The organism is Caballeronia jiangsuensis (assembly GCF_046030135.1).
GTDB classification, from domain to species: Bacteria; Pseudomonadota; Gammaproteobacteria; order Burkholderiales; family Burkholderiaceae; genus Caballeronia; species Caballeronia jiangsuensis.
In genome coordinates this window covers 1-21,839 of record NZ_JAQQDB010000064.1, presented here as the reverse complement: position 1 = coordinate 21,839, position 21,839 = coordinate 1, and the positions used below count along the sequence as shown (strand labels likewise).

Here is a 21,839-nt window from a genome sequence, read left to right as displayed (position 1 = left end):
ACTCGGTTCTTGTGCGGCACGGCCCCCGCACTGGCGAATTCGGAAGAATCGACATATAAACCTTAGCACACGGCTGATCATTTCCAAGCGGAGGACGCATGAAGACGGTCTGGAAGGCCCTTGCGCCTCTCGTCGTGGTGGTTGTGATTGCGTTCATCCCCGCCCCCGAGGGACTCGCCCAGCACGCATGGTATTACTTCGCGATCTTCGCGGGCGTGATCGTCGGGCTGATGCTGGAGCCGATCCCGGGCGCGGCCATCGGGCTTATCGCCGTGACGCTCGTGTCGGTATTCTGCGAGTGGGTGTTCTTTAGTCCGGAGCAGCTGGCGAAGCCGGGATTCAATGTGGCGACGGCGAGTCTCAGCTGGGCGCTCTCCGGTTTCTCGAATGGCACGGTGTGGCTGATCTTCGGCGCCTTCATGTTCGCGCTCGGCTACGAGAAGACGGGTCTCGGCCGCCGCATCGCGCTCATGCTCGTGAAGGCGATGGGCGGCAGGACGCTCACGCTCGGCTATGCGGTGATGATCGCGGACGCGCTGCTCGCTCCGTTCACGCCCTCCAATACGGCACGCAGCGGCGGGACCATCTTCCCGGTGATACGCAATCTGCCGCCTCTTTACGATTCGAAGCCGAATGATCCCTCGGCGCGGCGGGTGGGTTCGTACATCATGTGGACGGCCATCGCCACGACCTGTGTGACGAGCTCGATGTTTCTGACCGCGCTGGCCCCCAACCTGCTGGCCGCCGAGCTTATCCGAAAGACAGTCCACGTCGACCTGGGCTGGACGAAGTGGTTCCTGGCGATTGCGCCGGCGGGCATCATCCTGCTGCTAGCGGTGCCGCTGCTCACCTACGTGCTCTATCCGCCCGAAGTCAAGCAGGGCAGCGAAGTGCCAGCGTGGGCCGCACAGCAGTTGAAACAGATGGGGCCGCTCTCGCGTCGCGAACTGACGCTTGGCGTACTCGTGCTCATAGCGCTCGGGCTCTGGATCTTCGGCGAGAAGTTCGTCAATCCCACGACTGCGGCACTCATGGTGATTGCGCTCATGCTGGTCACGAGGGTCGTGACGTGGGACGACATGCTTGCAAACAAGCAGGCCTGGAACACGTTCACGTGGTTCGCCACGCTGGTCGCTCTAGCCGACGGGCTCAGCAGAACGGGCTTCGTGAAGTGGTTCGCCTCCATGATGGCGGCACACATGAGCGGGGTCGCGCCGACCATGGCGGCGGTAGTTCTCATACTGATCTTCTTTTTCACGCACTACATGTTTGCGAGCGTCACCGCCCATACGACGGCGATGCTCCCGGTCATGCTGACGGTAGGCTCGACCATCCCCGGCATGCAAATGGAGGCGTTCGCGCTGATGCTCGCCCTGACGCTCGGCATCATGGGCATTCTTACGCCTTATGGCACCGGGCCGAGTCCCGTCTATTTCGGCAGCGGCTATCTACCCGCCGGCGATTACTGGAGGCTGGGTGCGATTTTCGGGGTCCTGTTCATTGTCGTGTTCCTTTTGATCAGCGTACCCATTCTTCTTTGAAGCATTGCCACAAAGCTCGGCGATCAAGGTGCCTGCACCGGGGTCCAGGATGCGTCAGGATCGAACTCGGTCAGCGGCTTAGCCGACGCGCCCCGATTCTTCTGATACACGACGCCGTTGTTGTTGACAATGAAAGTCATCACTCCGCTGGCGCCATACTGCGCGGGGTAGGCTGCCATCGCAAAACCCGCAAGCATGCGCCCGTTGATGATGTAGCTGAAAGCGCCGCCCGGCGCGTACTTCCCCTGTCGCGTTAGAATGCGAAAGCAATATCCGTGATAAGGGTCGCCCGGATTTCGATCCTTGAAATAATTCGCGCTCGCCGCAATCAGCGGACCGAACGGGCTCGGCTCTTCGCCCTTCGATTCGTCCGCCGGCCAGTAGAGCCCGTCGCGCTTGCCCGTCGTGCTGCCGAGCCTGCGTGCGTACTGCAGCACGCCGTCGCCCACGCGATCGCGCATCGCGTATTCGCGTTGTGCATCGATATACGCGCGCATCGCCTTGATCGCCTCGCGTTCGTTCGCGCCGATGCGTCTGTCCAGCACTTCCTGCTCACCTTCTTCGGTCGCAAAACGCCACGCGCCTTGCTCGCGCACGAGCGGAATCGGCATTGGCCACGCTTCGTCGCCGATGCGCAGGACGCGTCGGTCCCGTGACGTTTCCTCCAGCATGTGATACGCATTGAACTCGGCTAGCGCATTGGCGCGCAGTTCGCGATTTTCGGTTTCGTCCGGGGTCACGACGAGTTCCTTGTGCGCATTGCCGAAGATCGCGATAAGCGCGCCATCGTTGTTCGACCTGAGCGCCTGTTCTAGCGCGCTGACAGCTTCGTCCGGCGTGGCGAAGGTCTGCTGCTGATCGGCGGCAAGAACCCGCAGCGAAACGATGAGCATCGCGCTCACTGAGCATGCAACGAGTCGACGAGACGATATGCTCATGAAACGTCTCCTATCGACGGCCCACGCGGCCGCCTCCGCTGAACCCACCGCGACCTCCGCCGGAAAAGCCGCCTCCCTGGAAATTGCGGCCGCCCTGCCCGCCCGACGTCGACTGTCGGCTCGCTGCGCCGCGCGCGCTGTCCGCCCGCGCGCCCTGAGGGGACCCGTAACCGCTGAAGGCGTCGCCACCGACGTCCCTGAGGGACGCTGCCCTAGCCCCGTGGCGTCTGTGCGGCGGACGGCGCGCGCGCATTCAAACTAGTCGACGCGCAAACCCGCGCGGATCGAATGGATGCTACCCCCCGACTCGCTGAGAGCGTCCCGAAGGCTGCGCTGCGAGACCAATCGCTCAACAGGCCTCCCGTTGTAGGAAGTCTCGCACCACGTGAGCCACTCTGCTCGTTTGTGTGACTAGGAATAGATGGCCGTCCTCAATGACATGAAGCGTCGAGTGGCGAATACGGGCCGCGAGAACCCGCGCATTGACAAGCGGGACGATAGGATCGTCGTCGCCGTGCATGACGAGTGTAGGCTGGCGTAGCCGACCGAGCCAAGGCAGGCTGCTCCAGCCGCACAATGCCAGCAACTGGTACACGTATCCGCGGCCGGCGGGCGGCCGGATGTGGTGCGTGTGCTCCTTCAGCAATTCGGGATTACGTCGGTACATGCCGCCATAGATGTCGGCGCCGACCTCCTGTAGAAAAGCGGGGTCTCGGTACCGGCGCGGCCCGATCATCTTGAAAAGGACTGAAAGCCGAGCCGGCACCATGATGACGCCAGGTGTCGTGGCGACGAGCACAAGCCTCCGGCAACGCGTTGGATATCGAAGCGCGAACTGCTGCGCAAGCGCGCCTCCCCAGGACACGCCGAGCACGTCGACCGGTCCGTCATAACCGAGCTTTGAAAGCAGCTTATCGGTCAGTACCGACAATTTCGAGAAGCGATATGGCGCGCGCGGCGCGGGAGACCCACCCACGCCCGGAATATCAAAGATAACGACTTCTACGTCCTCGAGCGCCTCGACGAACGGTTCAAGCAGTTCGAGATTGGCACCGATACCGTTGAAGATGACGAGCGGCGGCGCAGCAGCGCTGCCGCGCCGAATGCCGACGCGAAGCAGTTGACCATCGAGGTCGACCCACTGGATCTCCATGGCACGCACAGGTTTAGAAACGGGTTGCATTGGATATCCAAATAAAAGTATGCGGAACGCTGCACGATGGGGCTGGCATCCCAGAGATTCCGACAAGCCACTGTTTCTGTTCTGAAAATCCTCGACCTTCTCGTCGACTGCGCGGTCCGTCGGCTTGTGAGAAACACAGTTCATCGGTTTAGCCGCTTCGGCGCTGATGCCGTCGGCTTCATTAGCGTCATGCACTGCGGACTCAACACGCAATGTGTCGCGCAATCGATGATGTCGCAATCAGCCGGACCCTCGCACCTGAGGCCGTGCGATCGAGAGAAAGGCCTTCACCGGCGACGCCAAATGATGCGTCTGCCAGAACGATTCTAATGTCGGCTCGTTTGTCACAACCCTCTCGTGGCGGGAGGGGCGGCATAAGGGGCAGATCGCTCGAGTACGACAAGGGTGTCAACACTCAAGGCGAATTAAATTGCTGCGAGCGGATGAGCGCTTGGCTTGCGCGTGCACTTGTACGCGGAGGGGCATCGAGGACTGCGCCTGCGCCTTTTCCGGAGGTGTCGTAGCAAGGATCAAACGTCCTACCGCCGCCGTTACATGGCGCTGCGCATCTGCTTGGCGCTGATATCCACGTTGCCTGGCAGGGCGCCCAGTACTGACCGCTCCTTGCGGCCCACGACTGCCGTCTTTCGTGGGTCCTAGGGGCGGGAGGCGTTCATTCCCAATTCCTCGTGCGGGGAAATGGCCGGGTGTGGCACCGCCCAAAGTCGCGCCGCTGTAAGTGATGGGCGACGATCTTGGCGGGATAGCGGTCCATATCGGAGCACGCACTGCCAATCTCGCGCAAGCCGGAGAAGCGCTGGTATCGGCAGACGGTGAAGGACCTCGTTTCCGGGTCGGTTCTCCATTTCCAGGGGATCAAGAGTAATAGCGCGCCGGACTGAAGCGTCGGCATGGAGGCGTTTGACCGGACGCGTTAAGACACTATGACTCTTTCCGGGAGGCAGAGGCTAGCCCACCGCGGGAATCAAACGCGGGTTAGCCCTTAGCGGCGCCACACCTCCCACACAAACTGCCGCATTCTTCCAGCGCCTCGCCGGTTGACGTATTGAACCTTCAGGAGTGGCGGAGCCGGCTCGCTCGAATCAAACGCCGTCCGATTGACGATGACGCTGCAGCTCGAGCCTGGCAATCGCATTCCGGTGCACTTCATCCGGACCATCCGCGAGCCGCAAGGTGCGCTGATTCGCCCATGCGTAGGCCAGCGGAAGATCGTCCGATACACCGGCGGCGCCATGCAACTGAATCGCCCAGTCGAGCACCTTTAGCGCCACGTTGGGCGCGATGACCTTGATCATCGCGATTTCGGCTCTCGCCGCCTTGTTGCCAACCGTGTCCATGAGCCACGCGGCTTTCAGGGTCATGAGACGCGCCATTTCGATTTCACAGCGCGCTTCGGCGATGCGTTCCTGCGTCACGCCTTGCTCGGCCAGTGGTTTGCCGAAGGCCACGCGGCTGAGACTGCGTTTGCACATCAACTCGAGCGCGCGTTCCGCTGCACCGATGCTGCGCATGCAGTGGTGAATGCGGCCCGGTCCGAGGCGGCCCTGAGCGATTTCGAAGCCGCGGCCCTCGCCGAGCAACATATTGGCTGCAGGTACGCGCACATTCTTTAGCTCGATTTCCATGTGGCCGTGTGGCGCATCGTCATAACCGAAGACAGGCAGAAAGCGCTTGACCGTGATCCCGGGCGCTTCGGCCGGGACGAGGATCATCGACTGTTGTTGATGACGCTCAGCGTCCGGACCGGTCTTGCCCATCACGATGTAGACCTTGCAACGCGGGTCTCCCGCGCCCGAAGACCACCACTTGGTCCCGTTGATGACGTAATGATTACCGTCGCGCTCGATGCGGCACGCGATGTTCGTCGCATCCGACGACGCGACCGCCGGCTCCGTCATGAGAAACGCAGACCGGATCTCGCCGCGCAGCAGCGGTTCGAGCCAGCGATCCTTTAGCGCCTCGCTCGCGTAGCGCTCGAGCGTTTCCATGTTGCCTGTGTCCGGTGCCGAGCAATTGAACACCTCGGCCGACCAAGGCACGCGGCCCATGATTTCGCAGAGCGGCGCGTATTCGAGGTCCGAAAGACCTTCCGGCGCACGTTGCGAGCGAGGCAGGAACAGATTCCAGAGTCCCGCCTTGCGCGCGAGCGGCTTCAACTCCTCGATGATGCGCGTCGGAACCCACGCGTTGCCTTCTTGCCGGTTCGCCTGGATCTCGGCCAGATATCTGTGTTCGTTCGGATAGATCTGAGTCTCGAAGAAATCGAGCAGCCTCGACTGCATCTCTCCGACCTTGGATGTGTAATCGAATTGCATTGCGTCTCCTTTCCTTTGGCAGTCGCGTCCGACTCGTCCACCGATCCCGGCGACGCTATCGCGGCGACCCCTTTTCACTAGATTTTCAGTCCGCCGTCTACGACCAGGCATTCTCCGTTGGTGTAGCTCGCGGCATCCGACACGAGATACAACACGGCGCCAGCGAGCTCGCGCGGCTCGGCGTGACGGCGAAGCGGAATCTTTTTCATCCACTCTTCGTAGATCGATTTGGTTTCGACGAGCGCGCCGGCGAACTTCGTCCGGGTCAGGCCCGGCAGCAGCGCATTCACGCGAATGCCGAACGGACCGCACTCCTTCGCGAAGGCCTTGGTCATGTTGACGACCGCCGCCTTGCTGATCGAATAGATGCCCTGCATGTCGCCCGGCTGCAGCGCATTGACCGAAGCGGTGTTGACGATGGCGCCGCCGCCCTGCTCGCGCATCATCCGACCGGCTTCCACGGACATGAAGAAATATCCGCGAATGTTCACTTCCACCGTCTTGTCGTATGCCGCCAGATCCGTGTCGAGGATGTGCCCGAAGTAAGGATTGGCTGCCGCGTTGTTGACGAGGATGTCCAGGCGGCCATGACGCGTGCGGATATGGTCGAAAGTCTTTGCGATGTCTTCCATGCGGCCCACGTGGCACGCCAGCGCTTCGGCGCGGCCGCCGTCGCGGCGGATGTTTTCGGCGACGGCCAGACAATCCTCGAGCTTGCGGCTCGATACGATCACGTGCGCGCCTTGCTCTGCGAGCAGTCGGGCGATTTCTTCGCCAATGCCTCTGCTGGCTCCGGTGACGAGCGCGATTTTTCCGCTCAGATCGAAGAGTTTGGTGCTCATGTTGCTGACTGCTCCCGTAGATGATTCACGTTTCGGCACGACACGCCAGGCGCACGCGCCTGCCATCGCAGCCGCTCAGTTTTGCTCTTCCTGCGCGCTGACTGCCATCTGCGCCAGTTGCTCGACCATTTCGCCGACTTCGCCCGCATTGGCATGCGACGCATTGCCGTCGATTGCGCGCTTCTTGACGCCCTGCGCGATAGCGACCAGGCGGAAAAAGCTAACGGCCGGATAAAAGGACCATCCGTAGATCGCAGGAATGGCACGCAGCTCGCAGTACCGCGCCACGATGGCCTTCTCTTCCGGGATACCGAGCCGCGGCCCGGTTCATTCCATGAAGCCCCGCGACGGGCCCATTTGCGGGAAGCCGCAGGCACATGCAGAAGTAGGCGAGATCCGCGAGCGGATTGCCCAGTGTGGACAGCTCCCAGTCGAGCATTGCCTTGATTCGGCACTGCTCTGAATCGAAGATCAGGTTGTTGTCGATTTGGAAATCGCCGTGCACGAGCGATCGAGTGCCGTCGTCGGCGGGGCAATGAATCGGCAACCACTCGATCAGTGTCTCCATGGTGTCGATGCGGCTCGTCTCGGACGCCCGGTACTGTCTCGTCCACAGATTGATCTGGCGCTCGAAGTAGTTGCCGCCCCGGCCGTAATCCGACAGCCCCACTGTGTCGACGTCGACATCGTGCAAGGTCGCCATGGCGCGCACGATCGCGTCGTGGTATTCAGCTTGATCCTCGCGCGCGGTTTCCGGGAACGCGGGATTTCGGAAAATGCGTCCCTCCTCGAAGCTCATTACAACAGCCGTTCGCATATCGTCTGCGAATGGCAGATCTCGAGCGTATTGCTGAGTTTGGCCGCGAGCGAGCTGGGTATTGAATCCGCCAGCGGAGCAATCTTGGTCGAAGTCCGGACGATGCTCTGCACCGTTTCCGCACGTCCCGGGCCTAGCGGCCGCCGAAGGGCTTCTGGACCCTCAGCTTGTTGATAGATTGGCGCGACCTGACGCAACTGCGCGAGAACGGACGTCACCCCCGGACCGCGGACAATTTCTGCGACTTTGTCGATCGGTGGCACGTCCGACAGAAGCGCGCTGTCACGCTGACAAACTTGAACCGTTTTCACGCGCAACTATGCTGTAAAAGTCAAGGGGCCGATATGCAAGAAGGCCCCGAAAGCTAAGACGATTTCAACTGTAATGACGGTCCAGACGGACCGTCGCAAGGCTGAATTCCGACAAATTCGGTGTATATGATGCGTTTCGCTCGTGCGTGCCTGCTATCAGGCTTGTTTGGCGCTTCGCTTTGCTTACGGAGCGCAGTTTTCGCTGCGGCTCAACCGGCATCCGCGCCATCATCTGCGTTTGCGTCACCGAGAGTGTCCGCGCCGATTCCTGCAAGTGCGACACGCCGCATCGATCTGACCAACACGCCTTGGCGCGGCGATTTCGACGCGATGCTAGACCGTCGCATAATTCGAGTTCTCGCCCCCTTTAGCCGTACGCTCTACTTCAACGATCGCGGACACGAGCGCGGGGTGACCGCGGATACCGTGCGCGACTTTGAGCGATTCGTCAACAGGACCTACGCCGATCGCCTGGGCAAACGCCCGATTACGGTCATCATAATCCCGACAACACGCGACCGGCTGCTGCCCGGGCTCGCGGAAGGCGTCGGCGATATCGCAGCCGGCAATCTGACGGTAACGGAGGATCGCCTGAAGCAGGCCGACTTTGTTACCGCACACGCGCTCAGGCCGACGCGTGAACTCGTTCTGACCGGTCCAAAGTCACCTGCGCTTTCCGCTCTCGATGACCTCAAGGGAAAGTCCGTCGACGTTCGCCGCCATAGTAGCTATTACGAAAGCCTGATTGCACTGAACAACCACTTCCGGCAGGTCGGAAAGCCACCGATCCGAATCGTGCTGTTACCGAATGCGCTCGAAGACGAAGACGCGATGGAGATGTTGAATATCGGCCTGCTTCAGATCCTGGTCGTCGACGACTGGAAGGCGCGCATGTGGGCGCAGATGCTACCGAACGTCAAGGTGCACGAGAACATTGCGGTGCGGGAGGGCGGCGTCATCGGCTGGGCCATTCGCAAGAATAGCCCCCAGTTGAAGGCGGCGATCAGCGACTTCTACGAGAAGGTCATCAGGAAGCAAAGCATAGCGGAGGTCCGCCTCAAACATTACGTGCAGGGTGCCAAGCAGATTCACAACAACACAGAAACTGCCGAACTCAAACGTTTCAGACAGACGGTGGCGTATTTCGAAAAATATGGCCAGCAGTACGATTTCGACCCATTGATGCTCGCCGCCCAAGGGTTTCAGGAATCGCAGCTTAATCAGGATGCGAAGAGTCGGGTGGGCGCGGTCGGCATCATGCAACTTATGCCGGCCACAGGGAAAGAACTCAACGTCGGAGACATCAAGGTTACCCAGTGGAACATACAGGCCGGCGCGAAGTATCTTGATCAATTGATGACCCGCTACTTCCAGGATGCCCATTTTTCCGAGGTGGACCGGCCATTATTCGCTTTTGCCAGTTATAACGCTGGTCCGGGAAACATCGCGAAGATGCGCAAGGAGGCTGCTGCCCGCGGACTCAACCCCGATGTCTGGTTCAACAACGTGGAGATCGTGGTGGCCGAGAAGATCGGCATCGAGACGACCACGTATGTGCGAAACATCTACAAGTACTATGCGTCCTACCACCTTCTCAAAGAAGCGCAAGCGCAGCGCAGCCGCGTGGTTCGGCAGCGGAGCGGCTGACGAGGACAACGCACATCGTGTAGCCGACGCTCAGCCGACACGCGGTGAGGTTGCTTCGCGTCTGGTGGAACGCGGTGATCACGCGACGTGATTTGCAACTCTCGGCCCCTTGGCGCAGTTCTTATTTTTTAATCCACTCCGGCCACGAAATGCGACGGGCCGAATGACGCGTGGGGGTCTGGCTGCGTCAGTCCTCTCCCCGACCTCATCGCTCGAAAACGTCACTGGAATTCTGCGGCCCCTAATAGCGGCCAGTCGGCAGCGCGTAATCCCGACCTTTTGTCAACGGTGGCGTTGTCAGCAGTCCGAAGGCAGGTCTCAAAAAAGGTCTGGTCACTTCGTACCCTCGATGGCAACACCATTGTAGCCGCGATTGACGAGGACGACTTCCGGCTTCACGTCGCTCAAGATCGCCGCTTGCATCAACGCCGCAGGTTGTGACCGTCGTCGTAAGGGTCGCCCGACATCGAGCGGGGAACTCGGGGCCCGTAGAGTCCCTAGAGCACGAACTGTTGTTTCGCGGCCTTGAAAATGCGTCAGCAGGTGCCCTCGGATTTCGTTTTCACTCGCCGCTTGTTCATAGTTGGCGCCTCCAGCCTCGCAATGTAACCGAAAACTTCGCTCACCTCCGCCGTATTATGCGCGCTGTCGCGCCCACGCACCCTGCGAACCGTTTCCCCGCGCGGGGCCACGAGCGCAATCTCTTGCGCCCGGGCTCGAGCCACGCTGCGCCCTTCTCCTTTGTAGCTTACGCCCGCCTGAACAAAGGCTTCTATCGCGCTGGAATCGACTCCTAGCGCGACTTGGCCGCATCGGAGCTTCCAATCAGAATCGGTGACGCACGCCGACGGTTGCCTCGATCTGATTCGATGTAGATGCGGTGAACTCACACCATTGATCCAGGCGACCCCCAGCGGGTTGCCTGCCCTCGCGCTCACACTTTGGTAGGTGCTTTGAATATAGACGTCCGTGCGTTTTGAGAAGGCGTAATTCGCCAGAGCACTCACCTGATTCCAGTGGGGAGCACCGCTACCGGCGTTGCCTCCGGCGCGCGAGTAGGTGTAAGCCGCCGCCAGCATAACGGCTGGTGTCAAAGCGAACCGGATGTTTCCTTCATAGTTCTGGAAGTGAGTGTTGAAGCCAGTAAGGAATAGTTCGGTCAGGTTCGTTTGTGTATATACGAAGCCTGCGACCAATGGACCGAACGCGTAGTTGACGCCTCCGCCCCACGTCTGCTGGCGGCTAGCGAGTGCCCCGAGCGGCACCGCGGTCGGAGTCAGGACGCCTGATAGCGACGTTCCAAGCGTATCGGTGACTGCTCCGTTGGTGTTGAGTTGTGCCGGGGTGCCGGCGGCGTTGTTCAGGTGTAGGTAGCCCGCGCCGAAATTCAACGGCCCCCACGCGTACGACATGCCGACGCTGTATGCACGATTGTTCGCGAACCCACCGGCCTGGTTCGAGAAGCCATACAGGGCGCCGAGTTTGAAGCCGGCAAAATCCGGGCTCTGATACTTGACCGAATTGTTAATTTGGAACGAGTCGTTCAGATTGTCGACGTCGAACGGGTGCGCGAAGTGCGTCCCGCCATACTGTGTTCCGGTCAACGAGAGCGGCCCTACGAAGTCAACCATGCCGTCGGTTTGACGTCCCAAAGTCAGCGAGCCGAAGTCACGACTGGAAACTCCGACGTAGGCCAAACGGTTGAAGATGCGGTTGGCAGACGACAACTGCCCGTTGTTCAGGTTAAAGCCGTTTTCCAAAGTGAAGATCGCCTGCAACCCTCCGCCTAAATCTTCCGCTCCGCGCAGCCCCCAACGACTGTACTGCACGCCTCCACTGGTCATCTGCCAGTTGCTGTGACCACCTGCTCCCGTGCCGGTGATTTGGCTGTTCGTGTAGGTCAGGCCTGCGTCGATGAGGCCGTAAAGCGTCACGCTGCTTTGCGCCTGCGCCACACCGGCCAAGGAGGCCAGCGCGGTGCCGGCTATCAGAGTTTTCTTCATGCGTTACTCCAGGGTTCGAAGTCTGTTTTCATTAAACGCTCACGTACCCCGTACCCCGACCGTCCTCGCTGCGGAGAAGTTGCTGTCGCTGTAAGACGATAACGGAAATTGGCTGTCCGAATCTATCGAGTCGTCGAGTTTGTCGCTGGATCGCAACGTCCGCGGATATGCCGTATGCGACGACCGTGCTGCGAGGCAAGCAACGCGGATTTCACTCGGCATCCTTTTGTTCGGGACCGGCGTTCGAATGCCCGCGATTTGATCTTCGCCTTGTGTTTTCCCCGTTTCGCGCTAGCCTACCTCTGCTCCGCTGGAAATTGAGCGAGGTTAGATCTCCACGGGGGTTCACTCGCTTCGGCGGGTTTTTTTCCCCTGGCGCGTTCGCGACGTTTCCAAACAACCGACCTCAGTTGAGTCGATCGTCCTCAGACTGCTGTGCTACAGGCGTATGTACTGAACGACGCCGCGCTGATGGCAGACGCCTCGCTCGAGGGCACTAAGGTGTCACGCTTGACAGGGTGAGTAGCGGTAAGGGCCGGGCGCCACAGCGCATGCAGAGGAGCGACCCACGAAGGCGTGAATGCCGCTTCCTTGTGCCGCGGCCGCCCGGTCGGTTTGGAAGAGTCGGCACAAAGCCCACTTCCTATCGATCGTCGCCTTGCCGAGGCTGCGATACGGGAACGATCATCTAGGTCTCTACATTACACGCCGGAACCGCCCGTTCAACGAGCTGGCGCAGGCGTGCCACGCCGCGACTGGACCGTTTGCCGCAACACGACGTCCCGCTCGGGGTCAGGCATCGCGAGTATGGCGTGTATGGTCACCCGCATCGCCCAGCATGCGTCAACGGAAGGCACGCTTGACGGATTGGCGGAGAAGGCCGAATAGCGCGCGACGTTGCCGGGCGCGTAGTCCAGCTCCCTAAGTAGAGAGAGCTTGAGGCGTGTCTCGGCCTGCGCGTACTGCTGCGGGCTCGGCGTGTCGAGCGTGGTCCCGGTTTGCGTCGCGCGGAGCGCCGCCAGCAGCATGCGGAAGTATCCGTCGATATCTGCGTCGGACATCGCGTTCAGCGAGACCCGGTCAATCACCGCGTCCATCTCGTTTAGGCCGAAGCAGTCGGGAGGAACGAGGGTGTCGAGCACCTTGGCGATCAGCGCGACGTACTGAAGACGCAGTGCGGGCGCCATGCGTCCGAGTCCTTCGGCCAATGCCTCGGCGCGGGCGCCCGGGTTCAGCATGAGATCACTCTTGCGCTGGACGTTGCCGGCGACTGCCGGGTCGCTGTTGATGCGCACGATCCACGCGAGAATCAACTGCCCTTTTTCGGAAGCCGGATCGACGCCTTTCTCGAGCAGCACTTCGTCATAGACAGACGGCCTGGGATTCGTCGCGGATGCCCCGGACTGAGCCATCGACGACGCGATATAGCCCCAGAGTTCGTCGTACCGGAATGCGGCATTCGCCGACGTTGCGCTGGCCAATGCAATAAGGCCGGCGGCCAGACCTGCGACCTTCGCTTTCATGTCTCCCCCGGGTCTCGTCAAACGCGTCTGCGCGCATGTCTTTATCAGGCTCTCCCTATCACGATAGGTCAGCGCGCGCCATTGGCACAGCACTATCGCAGCTCACAAGGTCAGCAGAAAAAAGAACGCGGGGGCGATGGGACTGCTATTACGCCTAGAGCGGACAGAGGCCGAAGCATGCGCGCGTTACGGTGCCGGCGGACATACGGGTGTTGCTGGGCCGCGTGCGACAGCGCGATGCTGGAACTCGGGCGTGCACAAGTCGACAGCGAAAGGACCGTTGGCATCAGGAAAAAACGCTTGCCCATTGGGAGATGCATATGCCCGCGCCTACCCGCGAGGACTGGCTGGCGGCCTGGGAAAAGTCCGTTCTAATTGCCGCCTGCTCGTAAGGACGCTGCTCAACGGCGTCATGTCCATGACGTGGAACGATGCGTGGGCGACGTCCCTCTAACCCTTCGCTCTCTGCGCCACATGCGCTATCCGGTCCCGCACGACCCCGATCGCCTGTTTCAGAGCATAGACGTCCTGAAAATATCGATACGGAATCCGGATCCGGCTCGCGTTCGCGTCGATGCTCTCGATCTCGTCGCTCCATTGGGCAATTTGGGAGCGGGTCGGCGCGGTGCTGTTCCACACTTCATCTTCTAGTGCTTTGATCTCGCGATACCAGACCACGAGCCGTTTTCTCATCCGAGCCTCAAGCATGCGGGGCAATGCCTGAAGCAGACCGACGAGGAGCGCCGCGAACGGCACGAGGATCAACAGCCGTCGTTCGATCAGACTCGCGAGCCAGAACGGCAGATTGCGGTACAGGAACGGCTGACCGGATTTGAAGTAGCGAACGCTCTCATCGGAGATCGGGAATTCTTCGGTGTTCGTGTTCGGAAACGTGCCAAGCGGCGTGAAGTAATCTTCATGACTGTGGACGATGCGCGCCGCGTCGAGCAGCAAATAGATGAGCGCCGGATGCATTGTGTCTTTCGATACGAGCAGCGCTGTTGCCGCAAGCAGCGTGACGTCGGTGCGCGGTAGGTCTTCGGCGACACTCGTTGATGCGCGCGGCAAGACGATTTTTGAAAGCGACGGGATTTTCTGAACCAGCGCATCGGCCTGCGAGAAGCTCATCAGCTTTAGACTGCTGTTCAGCAGTGTCTTCTGCATCTCGGCGTCCGGCCGCCCAATGAAGAATGCAGCGTCGATTTGCCCGGTTTCGAGCCGCTGACAAGCCGCGGGCGCATCCATTTGCAGTAGTGTGGAATTTTGGCTCGTGACGCCGCTATAGCCGAGCAGCAACTGCGCGACGTTGAGCAGGCCGCTGCCGGGCACGCCCATCGAAATTTTCTTGCCGCGCAATTGCGAGAGCTGGTCGACCGCAGTCTCGCCACGATAGAACACCCAGATCGGTTCATACGACACAGCGGCAATCGTCTGCAGTTTATCGGTCTCTTTCGGACTCACGGTGCCCGACTGGATGAAACCGACGTCGTAGACGCTCTTCGGCTCCCTCAATCGCTCGTAATTCTCCACCGAGCCGGACGAACCGCGTATATCCAACTTGATGCCCGCCCGCTTTAAGATGGGCGCGTAGCGGTCCGCAAAGCCGCGATAAATGCCGTTGTCTGCGCCGCTGGTCATCACGATGGTGCGCTGGAAAGCGGGTTCGACCATGATCATCATCACCCAGCCCGAGGCGGCCGACAGAACGATCAGGCCGATGGTCAGCAGGCGCCGCCTCGCCGGTGTCATGGGGGATTTCTGGCTGCGCTGCAGCGCTGGATTGTGTCTGGGACTCATTGCCCGGCGCTCCAAGTTTCGCCGCAGTAGAGAGCGCGGCGAAACCACGATCCGGTATGGGAGAAATGACTACGATACCAATGAATTGCACGGCTTGGGGCGCAGGCACGGGAGTGCTGTGAACCCTGGTATCGGCCAGATTGAGCTTAACCGCCCCGTTAGACCTTTCCGGCAGTGCCGGGAGCCCGGCGCGTGAGACACTCTCGGGCGGCGCACGGATTAACGGCGTTACTGCGGCGTCCACCACGGATAGGGTCGAGACGACCTTCGCCATGAAGCATCGCTTTTAACTCTCTTCAGTGGCGGCACCGTGATATCGTGGCCGAGCACTGGCAAAAATGGCAAAACGACGACGTGTTCAACACACCGGCGCCGACTCCGGCGGACGATGCTTAAAGCGTCGATGTACCCAGTAAGACCGTTCCGGGCGGTTCAAAATCTGCTCGCCAAGAACCGTATTCATGCGACGAGCGTCCACCGCGTCGTTTTCGGACGGAAAATCGTCGAACGGTTCGAAAACTGTCAACTTATATCCGAGGTAATTGGGCAACACTTGAGTCACGAAAGGTACGACCCGCGCATGCCCGAGCCGCGCAAGTCGCGAAACCGAAGTGAGCGTGCACGCAGGGACGCCGAAGAATGGAACAAATACAGAGTTGTCAATGCCGTGGTCCATGTCCCCTGCAAGCATCACGGGTTTGCCTGCGCGCAACAGTCCCAAGATCCTTCTTGCACTGGTCGAGCGTTCAATCATTTCTGCGCCGAACCTGCCGCGTTGTCGCCTGGCCCGTTCGCACAAGCGTGCATTCGACATGCGCGTTTACAAAAAGGGCAGCAGGCAAGCGAGTCGAGTATAGGATGCAGCCAACCTCGATTGCGACGAAGTGAAAACCCATAAAAATGGTAGGCGGAGCATTCTTGTCATGAAGGTCAATTTTGCTGTCGATCTCGACGTGCTTGTTCCTCGGTTGTGGGCGGTACGGAACCACTGAATGCCTCGCTCGAGATAGCTTCGCACCACGTGGCGAAAGTGGTTCAGCGCAAGATCATCCTATTCGGGTTCTGTCTTGCCGGGGAAACAGAGAGGCAGATTGGGAAAGACGACGTGTTTGCGTCGACTTGGAAGCACTTACAAAGCTGCCCCGAACGCGTTGCCGAGCCTGGCGACCAGTCCATAAGAATAGACAATGTTCGTAGCAGCGCTACGGTGAGACAAAGCCAACTTCGTCCAAACGTCTCTCCTGAGGCGATCGAGCGTCGAAAGCGAGCTTGCATATCGGCGCCTACATAATTTCACCGACTCACAGATCCGCCTTGTTCCAGAACGACATTCCGGAAGAGTTGTCGACCGTGGTGCTTCCTTTCGACTGCGCTAAACGGCGAACCCCGCGTTCGAACGTCCCCGCAAGGCGGAAGACCATCGTGGCGATGGCCGATGCCGACCGATGCGAGCGCGGACGGCTGCCGGATCACAAGGATGGTCCCTGCTCACACTGTCGGCAGCGAGCTTAGGCATACGGCGTAAGAGCCGGCGGCCGAGGAATCCTCCTTCAATGCTGACTGCCTTGACTGCAACGCACGTAGATGTGCTTGCGGCGCTCCGCTAAGGGCCTTGTGTCCTGCTTAGGACGAGATCACCAGCGCCCGACGCATTCGCCACTGGCGAAACCGACGCCGCGGCCGCCGGGGTAGATGGCGGTATTGAGGCCTTGAGGAGATACCCACTCGACGTGAGGAAAATTGCAAGCAACACAACGAATTCCATGATGTTCACCCTGTATGTGCCGCCAGCAACCGGGTTGTTACACGTAATCTGGAGCCGTTTATTAGTTAACCTAAGATCGCTACTTGAATCCCTGCCCGAATGAGGCAGCGCTAACCGTCGCGCGTGTTACGATGCCAACGTCATTGCCGCCGCGGCCAAAGCCAACCTCAACCTCGATGAGAGTTAGGCCTACGATTACGCTTCGATAGCGCTTGCAGAATCCGGCGACCAGTTGAGCTAGTGTCAGCGACAATAGCGCACCCGACGCGACGACTCGCAAAGTGCCGCCCGGCCCCGCCTCCGTCGAACTAATCGTCGACTTGAGGTGATTGAGTTCTTTCAAAATCGCGCGGCACCTTTCCAAGTAATGCGCTTCGGCATCGGTCAGCGAAATCTCGCGAGTGGGGCGATTGATCAGACCCGTTCCAAAGTGAGTTTCGAGTAATGCAATAGCCCGACTAACCGGCCCATTTGAGACCTTGGCTTCACGAGCAACGCAGTGAAAACTCTCCGTCTCCGCTACGCGCGCGAAGACACGCGTCGCCTGGGTCGTGCTCATGTTATCGTCCTCCTGCCCCGCCTCGTTGTCCCTACCGCCACCGGAGCGCGCACTCAGCAAAGCGGGAGCGCGAAGCGAATATGGAGCAGTATTGCGAATCTCTACGCTTATTAGATAATCCTTTTCAAGCCGATTGTCATCCGCTATTCCAGCGGCTCGCCCAGTTTCTTCCGGCATTGCAGTAAATGTTACGCGTGCAACTTTTCACATCATTCAAAAGCACTTGCGCCAGCCGCGTTTGCGCCTTGAACGCGCGCTGGAAGAAATTAAACCGCGCAAACGCTCTGTGTACATATCGCTCACATGTTGTCGGCTATGTCTGCATAGGTAGACCGCGACCAAGCCCACTGCAAGTGCGGGCTGGATTTGCCGGTATTAATGTCGACGCCATGCACAGGTACCGAGGCGGCTGCAAACATTCGGTTTGTCATTGCGTTTCAGCTTAGGTGAGAGATTCACGCGTGATCAAGGCAGCTCATCACCCAGCCATCGATACTGCAGCGCCAGCGAGATCACCTTCTAGTCACCGCCAGCCAGAGACATCGCCGTTTTCGAACGGAACAGCGAATCCGACTGATGCGGTACGGCTACCTAGACTAGGTTGAACACACGCGCGTATCCGAGGCCAAACGCGTTCATCGTCGCATGTATGTCGGTGACCGGGAGCGACGGGTCCGTAATGACCTGACCAGTGCAGCGGGTGTAGCCGGCCACAAGAAAGTTCATTGACTGTGGGTGCGGCCGAGTATGCCCACGGCTCAAGCCCCTGGGCGTCGGAATCCGTTACAGGCAGCAGAAGCGCCAGCGCGACCAAGAGGCGCGCCAACGCGCTGGTGAACGCGATGCGTTTCGTCACGTACCAGATGCGTCGCAAATCCACGATACGCGCAAAACAAAAGGCTGAATGCACGGAAGGAGCAGTCTCTTCCAATCCTTCTCTTACGTCACGCATGCGGAACTCGCATGGCATTTCACACCGCACGGCGGCTGGCACTGTCGACGCGCCGCGTCACCGGAGTGAGACATCAACCGAGAGGCACGTTGTCTTCCGAGCTTCAAACCCAGCCGTATGTCTGGATAGGCAACTGTCGGTCGCACAACAGCTCGCACTTCCAAGCCGCTTCCACCGGCGTTTGGGGTTCGAACAAAAAGAACAAGCTTCGCTGCCCGCAGAGCCCAGAAGGTCGGCCAGGTCGCTGGTCCAGGCGCTGCCTGGACGCCGTCATGCCCTCTTCCCCAAGGCGCGGGGACAAGTGAACCCAGAATTTCAGTAAGATCCGGACTACTGACCGCCAGTGTACACATTGCAGAAAGGCAGCGGCGTGCAATTGTTCCCGTTACGCGTTCCTAGCATCGACGCCTTTCCGCTCGCGCTTTGCGAGTAAAGTGTACCGCCATAAGCCGAGTCTCCCGGGGCCGCCTGTACACTTTGTTGAGCCTGCGACGGCATCGACTGCAACGTGTCGGGGGACTCTTGAGCTTGGGCCAAGCCAGCGAGCGAAAGTGCGGCTGCAACCGCCGCGGCCATAATAGATTTCTTCATGTTCGACTCCTGCACATGCGTGTTCCGATAAGTCGGCAATGGGACGACGCTCGCGCGCACTTTGACTGCTTGTCTTGGTCGCGCTCCGTAATCCAGTGCCAAGCCGTGGGGCGGGGATCTCTGGCAGTAGCCAAGGGAAATCGCCTGAGTTTCAACGATAAACCTATTCGACAGGAAGTCCATCTCCTTTTGCATGGCGTGCCGACGGAAGTGAAGAGAACAGGGGAGTGGCTCGGCGACTATGAGTTGTGCATCCCTTTCACAGCGACCCGTCTTTGGTCGTGGACCGCGACACTGCCGCTCAGAACAATTCGCACCGTGAGACATCGATTCTAGAAACGATGAACAAACCGCTCGTCACGCACCGCTCGCCTATGCGTGCGCAGCCGACGGCATCTTCAGGAGATTACCTGACTGGTACGAACCGCCGTGCCGGCCACTGCCGGTTCTATACCGCACGAAAGCGTTGGCAAGCCGAAAAGCAGGAGTTGCCAACCGGCATCGCACATACGTGCGGCGCTCTTAATTATCAAACTGATTAGGGAGCTGTTATCTGAAAAAATTCGCGACGCGCTCCCCGTGTCGAGCAGACGGGAATGCATCTCAATTGAACGGGCTTGCCATTTGATTGCAAACATGCGTTCAGTTCTTTGCAGTCCGATTTTCGCTAATTACCGAACATCGTCGGTATTCGAGAACAACAGATGTAGGCACACACCCTCTTGGAAGGCGAATAAATGCACGGATAAGACGATTATTTGTTTTTATGGCGCAGGAGCAGGCCGCACTGCTGGGTGCAGGCAAATTGGAAAGCGTCGACAAGGGCAACGTCGCGGGCGAACTGGAGTCCGTTGCCCGGGAGCTTAAGTACGAGTTGGGTGCGCAATTCTCCCGACTTCAGCAAAGCTTATTTCAGTGGAGCACCTGGATGGCGTCCGACTAACGGCATGGTACGTGTTCACGACGAGCGGTCCGCTATACCATTGCGCATCGAAAACGCACCTAACTTCGAATATTCCTCGACGAAGAGTACATCAATGCGTGGTCGTTAGCCCGAAGCCGGATTATCATGTGCACGGGTCTCAACGAGCGCCTGGTTTCGAGGAATTGCTCGTCGTTCTTCGCGTCGTATGTCGGCTCGATGAATATGAACTTCTCCGTCAGCGAGTTGGAAGCGAGACGAGAAAGAAACGTATCCATTCCGACTTCCGAAATGGCAATTCAATGCATCCGGCCGGTGACGTTCGAAAAGGAGAAGCGTTGGTGAAGCAGGTCTACGACGCTATCAGCGCATCTAGGCTATGGTCAACTAGCGTGCTGCTCGTCGTCTTCGATGAGCATGGGGGCTTCTTCGACCATGTGACACCTCCGATTGCCGTGCCGCCTGGTTCAGCCGAGAACGCCCGCCTGAAGACTCATAACTTCTCCTTCGACCGGATGGGAGTACGCGTGCCAGCTATCGTCGTTTCTCCATTCGTACCGGCCGGAACCATCGATCATTCGGTGTACGACCACACATCGATACTAAAAACCACGGACAAACTGCTGGGACTTAATGGACTGCTCGACCTGGCGGCGCGCGTGCGCGCAACAGACGACTTTACAAGAATAGTGAGCCTTTCAGCACCTCGTTCGGACATCCCGCAATGCCCCTTGCCCATCGCGACGATTGGAAAGGCGCGACCGTCGAGCGAAGGCGCACCTCGCTCCAAAGACCCTTTCCTACCTCTGTACGCGTATCATTAGGGCGTTTTTTTTTGGTAACCTTCTTGATAAGACGGAGCAATTCCAGCGAGGTACCGCGTGTGCAGGCGCCCAGGCCAACATCTTCGACCCGGGCGGAGACTTGTTCGCACCCGTCGCCGTTAGGGACAGCTCGACAACGGGTGAGCTGTTTCCTTGCCGTCCCTCGGCCTCCGACCTTTTGGGACCCGCCAACAGCCAAGTACTCCTATCCGGGTGATATGCGGTTCTCAGGCACAGACGCTCCCTTTTTCCGAATGTGCGCGCGTTTCTTGCCACGTAAGTGTCCTCTTTTGTAAGTCTCCTTTACAAATCTTTCTGGCCATTGAAATATTGGTCATCGGTGAAAGAACCGGAGTTCGGCATGGCGATAGAAGTGAAGTTGTCTAATGGCAAGTGTTGGCCTTCGCAAAAGGCGGCGCTTGATCACTTTCAGCAGATGCTCGGGCGCTATGCGGACGAGCAGGCGGTCGACGACGCTCAAGACCATGACGACCTGGCGGCGTTGATTGAACGGTACGATCTCGCTATCAACGCCGGAACGCCCAAGGCCGGAACGGGAATCGACCACTTCGAGCGGCGCCGCTATGGAAGCGAAAGCTTCTCGAGCGTCGCTTTTTGGGTTGTTCGCACGCGAGGCGATGCGACTGATTTTAGCCACGCTGTTGCTGTGAGGGCACAGCCTAAAAGCGACGCAGTGCAATTTACAGCTGCGTGCTGGACTGCCGTGCAACCGTTCCTGCTGGCCGCGAAGAAACGGGCCTACGAGCGGTACGGAGATGATTTGCGGCGCGTTCCTTGCGAACTTACTGGCGCGTCTTTAACGTATGAAGAAGGACATCTGGACCACGTCGGTATGTCATTCGCCCAGATCGTGGTTAGTTTCCGGGCGATGCGCGGCTGGTCGCACGGCGTCCCGGTGGGCACGATTACGACGTGTTCCGACACATACATGTTAAAGGTCTTTGCGGAGCCTGCCATGGCAGAGGCGTTTGCTAAATATCACAACGCCGTCGCAAGGTTAAGGATTGTCGCGAAGCGCGCGAAAATGTCAGCGGCGGTTGGACGACGTCAGCCAGAAGTTCAACGGCCGATTCAGATCTAGTCGCGCCCGAAGGCATCTGGGGCGGGACTGATGCGAAAGCCGACGACCAGTTCCCCCCTACGATATCTCGACTCCAGACCCGCTTCAGAAAGCATCCGATAAGCACCGGTAACCGAGTCCTTTGACGCCATGTTGGTCCGCATTGCCTAGGACCACGGAACGAACGGCCCTCGGACATGAATCTCC

Annotated in this window: 13 protein-coding genes and 3 pseudogenes; 5 read left to right on the top strand and 11 right to left on the bottom strand. The window is 59.4% G+C overall.

The genetic code is table 11. The features are described 5' to 3' along the window. Positions 1-98: 98 nt before the first annotated feature. Positions 99-1,541, top strand: a complete 1,443-nt coding sequence (locus PQR08_RS36615; protein ID WP_408164158.1) for an anion permease — start codon at positions 99-101, stop codon at positions 1,539-1,541. Positions 1,542-1,564: 23 nt separating this feature from the next. Here the strand turns inward: PQR08_RS36615 and PQR08_RS36610 are convergent, their stop codons facing one another. From PQR08_RS36610 to PQR08_RS36585, 6 genes and pseudogenes are all read right to left on the bottom strand, one after another. Next, the gene (locus tag PQR08_RS36610; protein ID WP_408164156.1) at positions 1,565-2,479 is read right to left on the bottom strand and encodes a DUF2950 domain-containing protein; all 915 of its coding nucleotides are present in this window, start codon (positions 2,477-2,479) and stop codon (positions 1,565-1,567) included. 349 nt (positions 2,480-2,828) lie between these two features. Beyond that, entirely contained in the window at positions 2,829-3,662 is an 834-nt protein-coding gene (phaZ, locus tag PQR08_RS36605) for a poly(3-hydroxyalkanoate) depolymerase (protein ID WP_408164176.1), read from the bottom strand. A gap of 1,103 nt (positions 3,663-4,765) precedes the next feature. Beyond that, positions 4,766-5,998 (bottom strand): acyl-CoA dehydrogenase family protein, encoded by a 1,233-nt coding sequence (locus PQR08_RS36600; protein ID WP_408164154.1) that lies wholly within the window; start codon positions 5,996-5,998, stop codon positions 4,766-4,768. Positions 5,999-6,075: 77 nt separating this feature from the next. After that, complete coding sequence (locus PQR08_RS36595; protein ID WP_408164152.1) at positions 6,076-6,840, bottom strand: SDR family oxidoreductase; 765 nt, start codon at positions 6,838-6,840, stop codon at positions 6,076-6,078. Positions 6,841-6,915: 75 nt separating this feature from the next. Beyond that, positions 6,916-7,642 (bottom strand): annotated as a pseudogene (locus PQR08_RS36590) (phosphotransferase family protein); the annotation flags it as partial. Beyond that, complete coding sequence (locus PQR08_RS36585; protein ID WP_408164150.1) at positions 7,639-7,968, bottom strand: hypothetical protein; 330 nt, start codon at positions 7,966-7,968, stop codon at positions 7,639-7,641. The gene PQR08_RS36585 and the pseudogene PQR08_RS36590, both read right to left, overlap by 4 nt. 126 nt (positions 7,969-8,094) lie before the next feature. Between PQR08_RS36585 and PQR08_RS36580 the strand changes: the two genes are divergently transcribed. After that, complete coding sequence (locus PQR08_RS36580; RefSeq protein ID WP_408164175.1) at positions 8,095-9,615, top strand: MltF family protein; 1,521 nt, start codon at positions 8,095-8,097, stop codon at positions 9,613-9,615. 825 nt (positions 9,616-10,440) lie between these two features. Here the strand turns inward: PQR08_RS36580 and PQR08_RS36575 are convergent. The 5 genes and pseudogenes from PQR08_RS36575 to PQR08_RS36555 form a co-directional block, all read right to left on the bottom strand. Further along, a pseudogene (locus PQR08_RS36575) lies at positions 10,441-11,618 on the bottom strand (porin). A 722-nt stretch (positions 11,619-12,340) separates the two neighbouring features. Next, entirely contained in the window at positions 12,341-13,141 is an 801-nt protein-coding gene (locus tag PQR08_RS36570) for a hypothetical protein (RefSeq protein ID WP_408164148.1), read from the bottom strand. Positions 13,142-13,591: 450 nt separating this feature from the next. After that, the gene (locus PQR08_RS36565; RefSeq protein ID WP_408164174.1) at positions 13,592-14,890 is read right to left on the bottom strand and encodes a TAXI family TRAP transporter solute-binding subunit; all 1,299 of its coding nucleotides are present in this window, start codon (positions 14,888-14,890) and stop codon (positions 13,592-13,594) included. 406 nt (positions 14,891-15,296) lie between these two features. Then, positions 15,297-16,213, bottom strand: a pseudogene (locus PQR08_RS36560) (lipid A biosynthesis lauroyl acyltransferase). 569 nt (positions 16,214-16,782) lie between these two features. Further along, complete coding sequence (locus PQR08_RS36555; RefSeq protein WP_408164146.1) at positions 16,783-17,262, bottom strand: LysR family transcriptional regulator; 480 nt, start codon at positions 17,260-17,262, stop codon at positions 16,783-16,785. Between the two features lie 2,309 nt (positions 17,263-19,571). On the opposite strand from PQR08_RS36555, the gene PQR08_RS36550 reads away from it, so the two are divergent. The 3 genes from PQR08_RS36550 to PQR08_RS36540 all read left to right on the top strand — a co-directional run bounded on the left by PQR08_RS36550 (position 19,572) and on the right by PQR08_RS36540 (position 21,653). Continuing rightward, positions 19,572-19,748: a DUF29 family protein gene (locus tag PQR08_RS36550; protein WP_408164145.1), complete on the top strand. Its 177-nt coding sequence runs from the start codon at positions 19,572-19,574 to the stop codon at positions 19,746-19,748. Between the two features lie 281 nt (positions 19,749-20,029). Beyond that, a complete protein-coding gene (locus PQR08_RS36545) occupies positions 20,030-20,551 on the top strand; it encodes an alkaline phosphatase family protein (protein ID WP_408164173.1) in 522 nt (173 codons plus the stop codon). Positions 20,552-20,912: 361 nt separating this feature from the next. After that, the gene (locus tag PQR08_RS36540) at positions 20,913-21,653 is read left to right on the top strand and encodes a DUF3223 domain-containing protein (protein ID WP_408164143.1); all 741 of its coding nucleotides are present in this window, start codon (positions 20,913-20,915) and stop codon (positions 21,651-21,653) included. Positions 21,654-21,839: the final 186 nt, after the last annotated feature.

What these genes read in the sequence shown, in the direction of transcription:
- PQR08_RS36580 (WP_408164175.1), top strand. Translation starts at nt 8,095, where the DNA reads ATGATGCGTTTCGCTCGTGCGTGCCTGCTATCAGGCTTGTTTGGCGCT.
- PQR08_RS36550 (WP_408164145.1), top strand. Translation starts at nt 19,572, where the DNA reads ATGGCGCAGGAGCAGGCCGCACTGCTGGGTGCAGGCAAATTGGAAAGC.
- PQR08_RS36555 (WP_408164146.1), bottom strand. Translation starts at nt 17,262, where the DNA reads ATGAGCACGACCCAGGCGACGCGTGTCTTCGCGCGCGTAGCGGAGACG.
- phaZ (WP_408164176.1), bottom strand. Translation starts at nt 3,662, where the DNA reads ATGCAACCCGTTTCTAAACCTGTGCGTGCCATGGAGATCCAGTGGGTC.
- PQR08_RS36600 (WP_408164154.1), bottom strand. Translation starts at nt 5,998, where the DNA reads ATGCAATTCGATTACACATCCAAGGTCGGAGAGATGCAGTCGAGGCTG.
- PQR08_RS36540 (WP_408164143.1), top strand. Translation starts at nt 20,913, where the DNA reads ATGGCGATAGAAGTGAAGTTGTCTAATGGCAAGTGTTGGCCTTCGCAA.
- PQR08_RS36610 (WP_408164156.1), bottom strand. Translation starts at nt 2,479, where the DNA reads ATGAGCATATCGTCTCGTCGACTCGTTGCATGCTCAGTGAGCGCGATG.
- PQR08_RS36565 (WP_408164174.1), bottom strand. Translation starts at nt 14,890, where the DNA reads ATGACACCGGCGAGGCGGCGCCTGCTGACCATCGGCCTGATCGTTCTG.
- PQR08_RS36545 (WP_408164173.1), top strand. Translation starts at nt 20,030, where the DNA reads ATGCATCCGGCCGGTGACGTTCGAAAAGGAGAAGCGTTGGTGAAGCAG.
- PQR08_RS36615 (WP_408164158.1), top strand. Translation starts at nt 99, where the DNA reads ATGAAGACGGTCTGGAAGGCCCTTGCGCCTCTCGTCGTGGTGGTTGTG.
- PQR08_RS36595 (WP_408164152.1), bottom strand. Translation starts at nt 6,840, where the DNA reads ATGAGCACCAAACTCTTCGATCTGAGCGGAAAAATCGCGCTCGTCACC.
- PQR08_RS36570 (WP_408164148.1), bottom strand. Translation starts at nt 13,141, where the DNA reads ATGAAAGCGAAGGTCGCAGGTCTGGCCGCCGGCCTTATTGCATTGGCC.